Raw genomic sequence first — 14,469 nt, forward strand, 5'->3', positions numbered from 1 at the left:
GTCAATACAGACATCATGTGTAAATTTCCCTATGAATAAGGGAGTAAAATATTTAACCATGAATGTTAACTGTATGGTGTGAGTGAATTGAAAAATATGACAAAACTATTCTGGAATGCTTTAAGGTTCAGCCCAGTAGTTTTTGCTGCTACCCTGTTTGCTACCAATAGCGCCCTAGCAGCTGAAGCTAACGAGAAAGTAACTAGTGTCTCCCAGTTAGCACAGGCTACCCAATCTCAAGAGCTTGGTCAGGAAGTAACATCTGTATCACAATTGACCGATGTTCAACCAACCGATTGGGCATTCCAAGCATTGCAATCTCTAGTTGAGCGTTACGGCTGTATTGTAGGTTATCCCAACCGCACATACCGTGGTAATCGTGCTTTAACCCGTTATGAATTTGCTGCTGGTTTAAACGCTTGTTTAGACAGAGTTAACGAACTGATCGCCACAGCCACAGCAGATTTAGTTAGAAAAGAAGATTTAGCTACCCTACAGCGCCTACAAGAAGAATTTTCTGCTGAATTAGCAACCTTACGCGGTCGTGTTGATGCGCTAGAAGCTCGTACTTCTGAGTTGGAAGCAAATCAATTCTCTACAACTACCAAGTTAGTTGGGGAAGCGGTTTTCAGCGTGTCTGATTCTTTTGGAGGCGATCAAGCTCTCTCTTCCAGTACACTTGTCAACAATCCCAATGGGGCAACAAGAGATTTAGACAGCAATGTTACATTCTCTTATCGGACTCGTCTAAGCTTAAATAGCAGCTTCACCGGCAAAGACCAATTGCAAATCCGTCTGCAAGCGGGAAATGTTATCGGTAACAACAGTGGGACAGGTGGAACTGGGACAAACATGACCCGTCTGGCTTACGACAACAATACCAGTAACAGCGTTGAAGTTGATAAAATTAACTATGCTTTCAACTTGAGCGATGCAATTCGCGTCAAAATTGACGCTAACACTGGTGAATTTTACGAAAACATAAACACCTTTAACCCCGTCTTTGCTAGCAGCAGCAGAGGTGCTATTTCCCGCTATGGTCGGTTTAGCCCCATCTATCGTCAAGGTGCTGGTGGCGCAGGTGTAACTGTTAACTTTAATTCCCAAGGCCCCTTCACTGCATCTGTTGGATATCTAGCTGGTGGAAGCCCTAACACAGCTAACGATCCTTCCAGTAGAGCAGGTTTGTTTGATGGTGACTATGCTCTTTTGGCTCAGGTAGGTTTCCAACCCAGCCAAGCTTTAAATCTGGGTTTCACCTACGTGCGTTCATATCAAAATAGCTTTGGTAATACTAACAATAATCTCAACTTGTTTAGTTCTACTGGTAGCGACTTAGCAAACAGACCTTTCGGTAACGTAGCTACCTCTGCTAACCACTTTGGTGTTCAGGCTACTTTCAGACCTAGTAGTACGATAACAGTTGGTGGTTGGGCTGGTTTAAGCTATGCTGAAGCTGCATCTAATGGTACTGGAATTGCTGCCAATACTACCGTTAGATCAGGTGATAATGCAGAACTGTTCTACTGGGGCGTAACCCTGGGACTGCAAGACTTTGGTAGAGAGGGGAACGTACTCGGTTTTATCTTTGGTCAGCCACCTAAAGTAACTGACAATGATGTTAGGTCTGCTGCTGGTGTAGAGCAAAAAGATGCTGACACTTCATATCACCTAGAAGGACTCTACAGAATCCAAGTCAACGATCGCATTTCCGTCACCCCAGCTTTGTTAGTTATCTTCAACCCAGAGCATAATGACAGAAACGATACCATTTATGTAGGTACTCTGCGTACAACCTTCACTTTCTAAAACTAATGACTCTCTAAAGCGGTTACTATATAATCAAAGCCCTCTGCAACAGAGGGCTTTTTTATTGCCAATCAGCATCTTGTTGCTTAGATAAATCGGATGGTGGGCGATCGCTACTCCACCCCCACCAAGCACAACCACAGTTACAATGATAGAACTCCTGCCATTTACGCCGATGGTCTTCTGTTAAAACAGGCGATCGCCGATTAATCCAAACTTGTAAAGCCTCTAAGCTACTAGCACGGCAACTAGGACAGCAAAACTCGTAAGCATGAACTGCCTTGTTTGTCCATTCAGGCGGAGTGGGAGCAAAAGCATCCATGTAATAATTAGTAACAAGTAATTCGTAATTAGGATAGTGTTGTTTCATCCACTACACATCATCATAATCCAATTAGGTAGAACTCTATTCATCTTTGTTAGGACTTACGCAAGTGTCATAATCAAACTAACTGTAGGGTGCGTCAGCCCCAATAATTTCGTACACATTCTGTGGATTTTCCACATCTGACGCACCCTACCCCATGTGCCAGTTGCGTAAGTCCTGTTTGTATTTGAAATTAGCCAGCAGGTAAAGATTAGGAAAAATATATGATGTGTTGCCAAACTTTTTTAATTGCTATCATTTAGTATCGCTTCGCGTAGGTTTGTATAGCAGGAGATAAATAACTTAATACTCAGCACTGATAAAATTATCTGGAGATACTGTATATCAAGCTACAGAAAACTTTCAAGAAACTCACTATGAAACAGCAAAACTTGCCGCTTGGACAACTTTAATCGGTGCAACTTTCATTACAGTTACCACACTGATAATTTAGGAAAGTGCGAGAACAAGTTTATTTCAGTAGCCTTTATTTTATATATTTGCAATTATTCCCTTGCTGGGTGTGTGGTTAATTTGGCAACTATTGCAGAGTATCAACCGCAACTCTTTCGTAAATCTTAATGTTTTAACTTGGCAAAGCCTGATACTATCTTATATGTAAGGATTGTTCTGTAAATTTCTAGCTTTGCTAATAAAGGGAATTTTAATGTTGGTGCTGTAATTCCCTTCAGGTGTTCTCATTTAATGAATAGAGAATCTGTGAAGTAAATACCTTACCTGTTTTTGTGTGTTTGCTAATGCTTGTAGTTAACAGTTATGGAAAGTTGAAATTGCTTGTCAATGAATGTAAGAAAAATAAAACCAAGATTTTGCGTAAAATGTATGGATGGGATTGATTAGTATATATAGCTCACAAAAAGGCTAGTTTAAATGGATTTATATGAGTTACAGTCCGAAAAAAACATAATTCTGTTCATTAGGCAAGATTAGGCGGCAAAAGCAAAGCTAAAATCTTTACGAGTGACAGGAAAGCTTTAACTCGCATAAGGCGTTTAAACAAGTAACTCAGCCCTCAGCCTTGTCACACCGGAAAAACAATTGAAGTAAGACTCTTAAACTTACTGTCTAGTAAAAGGTTGACGCTTTATTTCTCACAAAAAGCAGAAATTAAATCCCAGCAGCCTTTTCAGATGTTGTCTTTCCTGATATAACAACAGATGCTCAAGAGGATGGTCGCATTTCCAATAGATGTATAAATTTACATCTTGCACCACTCTCTAATGATGAAAATCATAGCTGAAAAAGTTGATGATTGCTGAGAGTTAGAAATGCCTGCCACCTTCTTGATAAGAAGGTGTAGACTTGCCATGTAAAAACATATGTACCAAACTATCGCTCATCAAAATAGCACATTCTTTGTGCTTACTATTAGCTGCTGAAAACTGATTATTAAATGTTAACTACCAACTTCATGAGTGACTATGTAATTTAAAAGCGTAATAGCTCAAAAGCGCATTGATAGGAGGTGCGTTATGCACTACAAATAAAAAAATCAAATTTTTATTCCTGCTACATTTCTTCTTTCTTTTACCTTCTAGCTTGTAAAAATAAAGAGAACAGAAATCACAGGAAGAGTAGAGGCATAAACCATGAAACAAGGTTCATGGATAAGGTCTTGTTTCTTAACGTGAGTTCGATGAACCTCTCCCTCCCAACCTCCCTCTCCTAAAAGGCGTTTGCGTAGCGTCTCCGTCAGGAGAGGGGTTGGGGGAGAGGTCAAAACAACGCTTGTCGAACTCACGTTTTCTTAAGGTCTAAATAGACAAAAAAAAGCAATTTTGTGGAGAATGAAGCCATGCTTTTAGTGATGAAACCAGGTACTCTATACGAAGAAATTGAGCGCGTATCATTAGAAATTCGTGAATATGGGCTGGTGGCAGAGATATGTAAAGGTCAGCATAAAACAGTAATTGGTTTGATAGGTGATACTGCGGAAATTGATCCTAAGCAGGTGCAAAACATTAGCCAATTCATTGAACAAGTTATCCGTGTGAAAAAGCCTTTCAAACGAGCTTCTTTAGAGTTTCGTTATGGGGAATATAGCGAGGTCGTAGTAGCCACACCCAATGGAGATGTAACCTTTGGTCAGAATCACCCATTAGTAGTAGTAGCTGGGCCTTGTTCTGTAGAAAATGAAGAAATGATTATTGAGACAGCGCAAGTTGTCAAAGCTTCTGGAGCGCAATTCCTGCGGGGTGGTGCATATAAACCTCGGACTTCTCCATACGCTTTTCAAGGCCACGGTGAGAGTGCTTTAGATTTATTAGCAAAAGCTCGTGAAGCCACTGGTTTAGGAATTATTACAGAACTGATGGATGCAGCTGAATTAGACTTAGTTGCTGAAGTTGCAGATGTAATTCAAATTGGCGCACGCAATATGCAGAATTTTTCTCTGCTCAAAAAAGTTGGTGCGACAGGTAAGCCGATACTCTTGAAACGGGGTCTATCTGCGACGATTGAAGATTGGTTGATGTCAGCAGAGTATATTTTAGCAGCAGGTAATCCGAATGTAATTCTTTGCGAACGGGGTATTCGCACATTTGATCGGCAGTATACACGTAATACTTTAGACTTATCTGCAATTCCCGTATTGCGATCGCTCACTCACCTACCAATTATGGTTGATCCCAGCCATGCCACAGGTAAATCAGAGTTCGTCTCAACTATGTCAATGGCATCGATCGCATCTGGTACAGATTCTCTGATGATTGAAGTACATCCAAATCCAGCCAAAGCCCTCTCAGATGGGCCTCAGTCCTTGACATTGCCAGCTTTTGAAGAGTTAATGCAAGACATCGCCAGCCTCGCCAAATTCTGTGGACGCTGGTCTTCCAATCATCATCTAGCTGTGAAACCAAAATTTGCAAATCTTCCGGTTACTGCGCGGGTCTAAATCTCAGCTAGCGTTGCATAGTAGAATCAATTGTTCCGTCACACAATAATGAAAGTTATCATCCCATTTGACCATATATGCAACGCCCTGACTTTGGTTTCTTGCATAAAAGCATCAGCTAAGTCTGATAAGTATCAAAGTTTGATTGGCAATCAGCACTTGAGTCTATTGCATAAAATCATCTGATTAGTACAAAAGTTAGATTGACAATCAACTAAGTTTGCGTTTCCCAGAATGTAGAACCTCTCAAGTATTGTTGATCCCGCAGATGTTCAAAATGAATTGAGATTGATGAGCAAGGATAACAATCTATTCGTCAAGCCTTGCACCCATCTTACGGATTCTGTTGGCAATATGCGGACAACAAAATTACCTCTCGTAGCATTTTTAACTTCACTTAATTTGCGTAATCCTCATTAAGGCTAGAAATCTCATGAATCAAACATCTTTAAATCAGGACAAAACAACTCATGCAACCGCAAGCTTTTTAGGAAATACCAGCAAAACTGTGAAAGTAGGCGATGGCAACCTGAATATAAATGATGTCGTCCATGTGGCACGTCACGGTGCAAAGGTGCAGTTAACCAATCATCCAGAGATTTTGCAAGGGGTTCAAGCTTCTTGTGACTACATTAGAAATGCAGTGGAATCTGGTCAACCCATTTACGGTGTTACCAGTGGTTTTGGTGGTATGGCAAATGTGGTCATTCCTCCTGAATCTGCGGCTTTATTACAAAATAATTTAGTTTGGTATCACAAAACAGGAGCCGGACAAAAACTACCACTAGCTGATGTGCGAGCTGCCATGCTGTTGCGTGCTAACTCCCACCTGCATGGTGCATCTGGAATTCGCCTAGAACTGATCCAACGCATGGAAACATTCCTCAATGCAGGTGTTACACCCCATGTATATGAATTTGGTTCAATTGGTGCTAGTGGTGATTTAGTGCCATTGTCTTACATTACTGGCGCGTTAATTGGTTTAGAAAAGTGTTACACCGTTGACTTTAACGGCGAAGAAATGAATGCCCTCACAGCTTTAGAGTTGTTGGGTTTAAAGCCATTACAACTATTGCCTAAAGAAAGTTTGGCAATGATGAATGGCACTTCCGTAATGACAGCCATTGCCGCTAACTGTGTCTACGACACGAAAGTTTTATTAAAAGTAGCAATGGGCGCACATGCTTTAGCTATTCAAGGTTTGAATGGCACTAATCAATCCTTCCACCCATTCATCCATCAACTCAAACCACATAATGGTCAAAAATGGGCAGCTAGTCAAATGCTGAACCTGTTAATGGGTTCACGCCTAGTTCGTGATGAGTTAGATGGTTCTCACAACTATCGGGGTGAAGAGCCTATTCAAGACCGTTATTCTTTACGCTGCTTACCACAATATATGGGACCAATTGTGGATGGCATTGAGCAGATTCAGCAACAGATAGAAATTGAAATAAACTCTGTTACTGACAATCCTCTGATCGATGTGGAAAATCAAGCAAGTTATCATGGCGGTAACTTCTTAGGGCAGTACATCGGTGTAGGCATGGATCAATTGCGTTATTACATCGGCTTGTTGGCTAAACATTTAGATGTACAAATAGCTTATTTGGTGACACCTGAATTTAATAATGGATTACCAGCCTCTTTGGTAGGTAATAAAGGGCGGGCTGTGAATATGGGATTGAAAGGTCTACAAATAAGTGGCAACTCGATTATGCCCTTGTTAAGCTTCTATGGAAATTCCATCGCTGATCGCTTCCCCACCCATGCTGAACAATATAACCAAAACCTTAATAGCCAAGGTTTTGCTTCAGCCAACTTAGCACGTCAATCAGTGAGAATCTTCCAACAATATATGGCGATGGCCCTGATGTTTGGTGTGCAAGCAGTTGATTTACGTACATACGTCACTGCTGAACATTATGATGCTCGTGCGACCCTCTCACCCGCAACCAGAGATTTGTATGTGGCAATTCGTGATGTAGTCGGACAACCACCTTCAGCCGACCGTCCCTACATCTGGAACGACGACGAACAAGCCCTAGACGAACACATTGCCAAAATTGCCATCGACATAGCTAATGGTGGCAAGATTGTGCAAGCAATTAACAATCTCTTCCAGTCCTAGCTCTGATATAGCCACACTTGTACTAGTTCTGAGCAAAGCTTACACAAAACTCCCTCAAACTCTGATCCTCTGCGTGAGACAAATCATCCATAAGAACCCAAAGCCTTTCGCCCTTGCTTTTGGAGACAAAATACAATGGTTCAACAGAAAAGACCTCCTGGGCCACGCAATCTCCCGATTATTGGCTGCTTTCCCCAAATGTCAACAAATCCGTTGCAATTCCTCACAAATGCAGCACGTGAGTATGGCAACGTTGTTAATCTGGGGTCAATTGGGCCACAACAGCTTTACTTGATTGCTGATCCAGATTGTGTGAAATATGTCCTGCAAGAAAATCCTCAAAATTATACAAAAGGTGAAAACTTTCAGGACATCAAGCTAGTAATTGGTGAAGGCTTGGTAATTAGCGAGGGTGACTCATGGCGTTATCAGCGTCGCCTCATGCAACCATCTTTTCACCGCCAGCAAATCGCCGCGATGGTCGATGACATGACCCAACTGACAGCCCAGATGATAGAACGCTGGCAAAAAATTCCTAGCGGTGCAACCCTTGATGTCTCTGAACAGATGCTCGATCTGACACAGAAGATTCTTCTGAAAACGACTTTGAGTATCGACGGTGATAGCAACACCAGCGAATTAATTCAAGCTTGGAATACCATCTACAAGTTCTTGAGCGATCGCTTGTGGGCTGTCATCAAGCTGCCTATTAGCTTTCCTACGCCAGAAAACCGCCAGTTTCAACAAGCAATCAATACCCTCCGCACAGTTGCCAACCGTATCATCCAAGAACGCAAACAAGGCAATCATCCTGCTCATGATATACTTTCCATGTTCATGAACACTCAAGATGAGTCTGGTGGAGGACTTAGTGACCAACAATTACATGACCAGATAGTTGGACTGTTCTCTGCTGGATTTGAAACCTCAGCTGCAACACTTAGCTGGATCTGGTACTTGCTTTCTAAGTATCCCACTGTGGAACGCCAATTACAGGCAGAACTGGTCACAGTACTGGCAGGAAGAACCCCAACATTCGAGGATTTGCCGCACCTGAAATATACCAAAATGGTTGTTCAAGAAGCAATGCGGCTTTACCCTGGTGCATGGATCTATGCCCGCAACAATTTGAATGACGATGTGATTGGTGGCTATCATATTCCTGCTGGCTCGATGCTTTTGCTCAGTCCGTTTGTGACGCACCGCCTGCCAACTTTCTGGGATAATCCTGAAGGCTTTGACCCTGAGCGCTTCACACCAGAACGCTCTGTTGGTCGTCCACGTTACGCATACTTTCCTTTCGGCGGCGGTCAACGTCAGTGTCTAGGTGACATCTTTGCCTTAACGGAAATTCAATTGATTGTCGCAATGGTTTGTCAACGTTTCCGCCTTAATCTTGTGCCTGAACACCCAGTTGAACGGCAACCATTGCTAACTCTGCAAACAAGTCAAGGCATCCTCATGACATTAGAGCCACGACCTGAAATTGATAACGTCAGTCAGCTAAATACGCAAAAGTCATTATTAACAGTAAATTCTGAATCCTGCTGATAAATGACTTTGGAAGTAGGCAACCGTAATGAAGTTGAGTGAGTCTTTTTAGTTATGAATATCGCCAGTCATGTCGAACGGGGTTGTCAATTATATCCTGATAAAATCGCTCTGATTTTTGAAGATAAGTCTTTTACATATAAGCAGCTGAACGAGCTAGTAAATTGCCTAGCTAACAGTCTAAGTGGATTAGGAATTAAAAAAGGCGATCGCGTCGCTTTATTCCTGCCCAACATTCCCGAATTTATCATTTCTTATCTGGGCATTCTGAAAATTGGTGCTGTTGCTGTCTCCATCAATGTCATGCTCAAAAATGCTGAAGTTAGTTACATTCTCAATGATTGTGACGCTAAGGCAATAATTACTACAGAGGTACAAAGTCAACAAGTACCAGAGGCAGATTTACCTCAATTGCAACACATTCTAATTGCAGAAGGTAAAGCATCTAAAGGAGTGAGTTTAACAGAACTCATGGAGAAAGCCTCCCCTCATGCTCGTGCTGTAGCAATGGATCGTCACGCTCCTGCTTGCATTGTCTACACATCTGGGACAACAGGTTTTCCTAAAGGAGCCACCCTTTCCCACGGGAATGTAATTTCCAATATGTATGCACACAACCGTTGTTGTGGCATGACTCCAAATGACCGATTATTGCTTTTCTTGCCCCTATTTCATTGCTTTGGTCAAAATGCCATTCTTAATGCCGGCTTAAACGTTTGTGCGACCATAATTTTACACCGCAGATTCAAAATGGAGCAAGTTCTTCATAGCATTGCACATGACCAAATTACCATGTTCTTTGGAGTGCCAACAATATATATCAACTTACTCAGTACAGAAACCTCTGGCTACAACTTCAGCGATATTCGTTATTACTTTAGCGCTGCGGCTCCAATGCCTGTCGAGATAGCACAAACTTGGTTGGATAAATATGGCAAAGTAATTCATGAAGGCTATGGGCTAACGGAAACATCACCCTGTGCTTGTTATAATCACGATTTGAAATATAAACTTGGGTCTATTGGCGCTCCCATTGAGAACGTAGAAATGGCAATTGTTGATGATCATGGTCATCAACTACCACCAGGTGAAGTTGGGCAGATAATTATTCGTGGGCCAAATGTCATGCTTGGTTATTGGAATCGCCCATTTGAAACTGCTGAAGTAATCAAAAATGGTTGGTTTTACACTGGCGATATTGGTTACATGGATGAGGATGGTTTTTTCTACATTGTTGATCGCCTCAAAGATATGATCAACGTCTCTGGATTTAAAGTCTATCCAACTGAAGTGGAAAATGTCATTTATCAACATCCAGCAGTTGTGGAAGCGGCTGTTTATGGGGTTGCTGATACCGTCAAAGGTGAGATAATCAAAGCCAATATAATTCTCAAACCAGATCATCAGATTACGGCACAACAAATCACTGAATTCTGTCAAGAGAGAATGGCGGCATACAAAGTTCCCCATGAGATTATATTTGTAGATTCTCTGCCGAAAAATCCGACTGGAAAAGTGCTAAAGCGAGTTTTACGCCAGCAATCACCACAATTATCTACTGTCGGTATCTGAAATAGTTTTTGTGTTCTTCCTGAGAGAAATGTAAATATAATCTTTCAGTTTGAAAATGCTTTTGTGCAATATTTAGTAGGAATTTAAAGTCGCAAACATGAATATTCAATCTACTCATAAAACAGTCAAACCACCTGGAACAGTAATAGAAAAAAAAGAGTTTTCCACTCATCATATTAGTCGGGAAACTGCTACTGGCTCCTCCATTTTCTCTCCACCTTCATCTGATGAAAAAGCTACTGATTCAGAATCAACCCAGATCACGGTGGGTAAGGCTTTGGTGCAAATCCTCGAAGATGCAGGTGTGTCATATGCCTTTGGTATTTCCGGGGGTGGTATCGGCCCGCTATGGGCAGCATTAAACTCTAGCAATATCGAGTTGATGCACTTCCGCCACGAATCTGGAGCAGCTTTTGCAGCCATCGAAACTTATTTTACAACTGGTCGCCCTGTGGTAGTGTTTACCACCACAGGGCCAGGAATCACCAATGTCTTGACGGGAATTTTAGCTGCACGCGGAGAAGGTGCAAAGGTGATTCTCTTGTCGGCTACGACCCCAGCAGGTAATCGTGGTCGTGGGGCTTGTCAAGAAACCAGTTCTCATACAATGCCATTTTCTGGTATTTTCACTTCAGAACCTCTATTTAACTACGCAAGCATCGTTGAGACAGGAGAGGAACTACCAGAAGTTTCTCGCAGACTGGCCCAAGGTTTAGCACAACCTGGAGGTTTTGTCGCCCATATTAGTGTGCCGACCAAGGTGCAAACTGCACCATTGGCGACCCAGTTACCCACAGCAACCGCATTTTCTCAATCTGTACCAACTGTAACCGAGGAAGCGATCGCTGAATGTGCAAAACTTTTATCAGAAGAATCTTTTGGTATTTGGGTTGGCTTTGGCGCTCGTCATGCAGCCCAAGAGATTCAAGAGTTAGCACAAAAAACTGGGGCGGCGGTGATGACATCGCCTCGTGCTAAAGGCATCTTTCCAGAACATCATCCCCAATATGTTGGTGTTACTGGATTCAGTGGTCATGAGTCTGTTTTAAAATATATGTATGAGCAACTTCCGCAACGTCTGCTCGTACTGGGAACCCGTTTAGGTGAGCCTAGTTCCTTCTGGAGTCCGGTTATGGTTCCGGCTAATGGTTTCATCCATGTAGATATCGATCCAAAAGTTCCAGGATCAGCCTATCCATTAGCGCCAACATTATCTATTCACTCAGAAATCAAAGTGTTTCTCAAAGCACTTTTGCAACATCTGCCAGAACGTCTCAATTGGTCTGCTAACTCCATCCTGCCTCGTCCTGAAGGTTATACCAACATTCCTCGTGACAATGGTTTAGTCAGACCGAATATCCTCATGGATGCAATACAACGAGTGATAGTTGAGAACAGCGATGCAGTAGTTATGGCTGAAGCTGGTAATTCCTTCGCTTGGGCAACTAATTTACTGCGATTTTCACAACCAAACCGTTACCGCATCAGCACTGGGGTTGGCGCGATGGGTCACGCCGCCACTGGAGTAGTAGGTGCAGCTTTGGGTCGTCAAGGCAAAGCCGTTGCCATTGTTGGGGATGGTGCAATGCTGATGAATAACGAAATCAGCACAGCTGTTAGATTTGAGATTCCTTCTGTCTGGATAGTCTTGAATGACGGACGCTACAATATGTGCGCCCAAGGAATGGCATTGCAAGGATTTAAAGGCGTAGATACAGAGATTCCTATGACAGACTTTGCCATGCTTGCCCGTGCTATGGGTGGCGAAGGTATCCGCGTTTATAAAGAATCAGACCTAGAAGCAGCTTTAGCAACAGCTATGGCTTCACCTGTACCATTTGTTGTTGATGTCATTATCGAACCCAATCAACCTGCACCAATTGGCGGTCGAATCAAAAGTTTAATATCTCAAGGCGCTAAACAATAAGGAGTTTTTTATCATGGTTAAATCAGTAGGTATTCGCGCAATAGCAGTTAAATTTCCCAGTATCATTCGCACTAACGATTACTATAGAAAGCATTATCCCCAGTTAGTTGCCCAAGCTGAACAAAAAACTTTGGCCAGGCTGTTTGTTCCTGATAACGCCTCAACTACGGCCGACGATGATATTTGGTCGCAAGAGGTCGCACCATATATGTCAGATCCGTTTCGCGGTACTGTTGAGCGACGGGTGCTAGCACCGGAAGAGACTTCACTCAGTCTAGAGTATGGTGCGGCTGTTGATGCTCTGGAGGCTGCCAACCTCTCCCCTGATGATATCGATTTAATGTTGGTCACATCTTTATTTCCTGAACAAGTTACCCCAGGTAACGCAGCTTTTCTGGCAGGAAAATTAGGGCTTGTTGGTGCAGCATGGAATATTGAATCAACTTGCACATCGGCCTTAGTTTCCCTCCAGACAGCTTGTTCTTTGGTGCGAACAGGGGAGTATCGCAATGTGCTAGTGGTCGTCTCCACTACTTACTCTCGCTATACAGATGAAAATGATACTTTGGCATTTTTGTCTGGTGATGGTGCAGGAGCCTTTATAGTTGGTGAACTGAAGCCCAACCAAGGCATTATGGGGACGAAAATTGCTAATACCTCTGCTACCTGCGGAGCTTTTTATAATGAGTTCACAACTGATGAGCAAGGCAACGTCAAAATGTTCATCCGGGGTGGTAAGGGTGCAAGTAAGATGTTTAATGAGACTACAGTCAGGTTTATTCGTCTATGCTGTCATGGTGCGATCGCCGATGCTGGTCTTACTTTAGATGACATCGATTTCTTTGTGTTTAATACCCCTAGTGCTTGGTATTCACAAGTTTGTACTCGTGCTTTGGGTATTAAGCCAGAACGCACCATTAACCTCAACCCCTTGTATGCCAATATCGGCCCAACATTTCCTATAGCCAATCTTTACCACGCTGCACAAGCAGGCAAGATTAAAGAAAATGATCTTGTTCTTGTATATACAATGGGTTCTTCATCCAACGCTGGTGCAAGTGTAATGCGCTGGGGCGATGTCGCACTTGGCGCTGCTCCTGCTCCCTCAGTCAGCCTTCAACAAGAAAATAAAATTTTGATTACTCATTAAGATTATTCCTGTGGCTGATTGTATAGTATAACTTTGAACTTACTTACGCATACCGCAAGCATAACTCGTACTCATTTGTGCCAGCCAGCTATGCGGTAGCGTCTGTTAGTTCGATGACCGCTTCCCAAACTATAAAATTCTCAACTTCAAGGTGTAGCTAGATTAGGAGTGAACTACAATGGTTTTGTTGAATAAGTTCTTAATAAATACTGCTATCAGCGTCGCAACAATTTTAGCTTTAGGAACAGCAGGGATGAGAACGGCTCAAGCAGCCCTGTTTAAATTCACTTTTGAGGGTGAGGAAGCAAAAGGAGAATTTATCTTTGATGACTCAGTTAAAAGAATAGAACCTTTAGGGTCTGATTTTCCTCTTGCTGAGTATGATGGCTCAGTAGTCAGCTATTCCATTAGTGTAGGGGATATTGTCGCCCAAGGAACTAGGGGGTCACAGCAAAATATACATGATGAGGCCAGAAATATTGTTTATCTGGGACGCGCTGGTAACTTAGGTTACGATGGTGATGCTGATGACTTTATCCTTTACGTGCCTCCGGCTGCTCGTGGAGAGCAATATGGTTTGTCGGTTCGCTTTAGTTACCCAGGGGGAAGCTTTGCTAATTCTGTTGACATCCGCACGAGTGTACCTAACACCGCTAGGATCAGAGTCTACCCATACTGGGATTTTCCTAATACAACAGGAGACTACACATTTGAAGGAACTGTGACGACCAGCATCGAGAAGGTTCCTGAATCTGCATCAGTGTCGGCATTACTAGCCGTGGGTGGTTGGTTAATTATCCGTCGTCAACGCCGACAATTATTATTTGCACAAAGTTCAGGACAATGAGTAAAACTGGTATATTTTTTCACAAAAAACTATTGAAAGATTTAGCTTTTTGCTAACAAATTCAAGCATTTTATTAGCCTTTTGATCAGTAAGGCAATTTTGTTGAATTTTGGCTTAACCTATCTAGCCCAATGAAGGACTAAAAAGCTTTAGACGAAAAGTTTTCGATTTGTAATTCTCTATTGATTTTACAGGCAAATT

Annotated in this window: 9 protein-coding genes; 8 read left to right on the plus strand and 1 reads right to left on the minus strand. The window is 42.4% G+C overall.

The features are described 5' to 3' along the window. Positions 1-96: 96 nt before the first annotated feature. Positions 97-1,809: an iron uptake porin gene (locus H6G83_RS07760; RefSeq protein ID WP_190469425.1), complete on the plus strand. Its 1,713-nt coding sequence runs from the start codon at positions 97-99 to the stop codon at positions 1,807-1,809. 61 nt (positions 1,810-1,870) lie between these two features. Here the strand turns inward: H6G83_RS07760 and H6G83_RS07765 are convergent, their stop codons facing one another. Next, entirely contained in the window at positions 1,871-2,131 is a 261-nt protein-coding gene (locus tag H6G83_RS07765) for a hypothetical protein (RefSeq protein ID WP_190469605.1), read from the minus strand. 1,861 nt (positions 2,132-3,992) lie between these two features. On the opposite strand from H6G83_RS07765, the gene aroF reads away from it, so the two are divergent. The 7 genes from aroF (at position 3,993) to H6G83_RS07800 (ending at position 14,268) form a co-directional block, all read left to right on the plus strand. After that, positions 3,993-5,090: a 3-deoxy-7-phosphoheptulonate synthase gene (aroF, locus tag H6G83_RS07770; RefSeq protein ID WP_190469428.1), complete on the plus strand. Its 1,098-nt coding sequence runs from the start codon at positions 3,993-3,995 to the stop codon at positions 5,088-5,090. A 433-nt stretch (positions 5,091-5,523) separates the two neighbouring features. Then, complete coding sequence (locus H6G83_RS07775; protein ID WP_190469431.1) at positions 5,524-7,221, plus strand: HAL/PAL/TAL family ammonia-lyase; 1,698 nt, start codon at positions 5,524-5,526, stop codon at positions 7,219-7,221. Positions 7,222-7,356: 135 nt separating this feature from the next. Next, positions 7,357-8,772: a cytochrome P450 gene (locus H6G83_RS07780; protein WP_190469433.1), complete on the plus strand. Its 1,416-nt coding sequence runs from the start codon at positions 7,357-7,359 to the stop codon at positions 8,770-8,772. Positions 8,773-8,826: 54 nt separating this feature from the next. After that, the gene (locus tag H6G83_RS07785; RefSeq protein WP_190469436.1) at positions 8,827-10,344 is read left to right on the plus strand and encodes a class I adenylate-forming enzyme family protein; all 1,518 of its coding nucleotides are present in this window, start codon (positions 8,827-8,829) and stop codon (positions 10,342-10,344) included. A 97-nt stretch (positions 10,345-10,441) separates the two neighbouring features. Next, positions 10,442-12,271, plus strand: coding sequence for a thiamine pyrophosphate-dependent enzyme (locus H6G83_RS07790; protein WP_190469439.1), 1,830 nt, complete (start codon positions 10,442-10,444; stop codon positions 12,269-12,271). 13 nt (positions 12,272-12,284) lie between these two features. Next, entirely contained in the window at positions 12,285-13,421 is a 1,137-nt protein-coding gene (locus tag H6G83_RS07795) for a 3-oxoacyl-ACP synthase III family protein (protein WP_199328359.1), read from the plus strand. A gap of 178 nt (positions 13,422-13,599) precedes the next feature. Continuing rightward, positions 13,600-14,268: a PEP-CTERM sorting domain-containing protein gene (locus tag H6G83_RS07800; protein ID WP_190469442.1), complete on the plus strand. Its 669-nt coding sequence runs from the start codon at positions 13,600-13,602 to the stop codon at positions 14,266-14,268. The last annotated feature ends 201 nt before the right edge of the window (positions 14,269-14,469 follow it).

It is taken from the genome of Anabaena azotica FACHB-119 (assembly GCF_014697625.1).
Classification (GTDB): Bacteria; Cyanobacteriota; Cyanobacteriia; order Cyanobacteriales; family Nostocaceae; genus Trichormus; species Trichormus azoticus_A.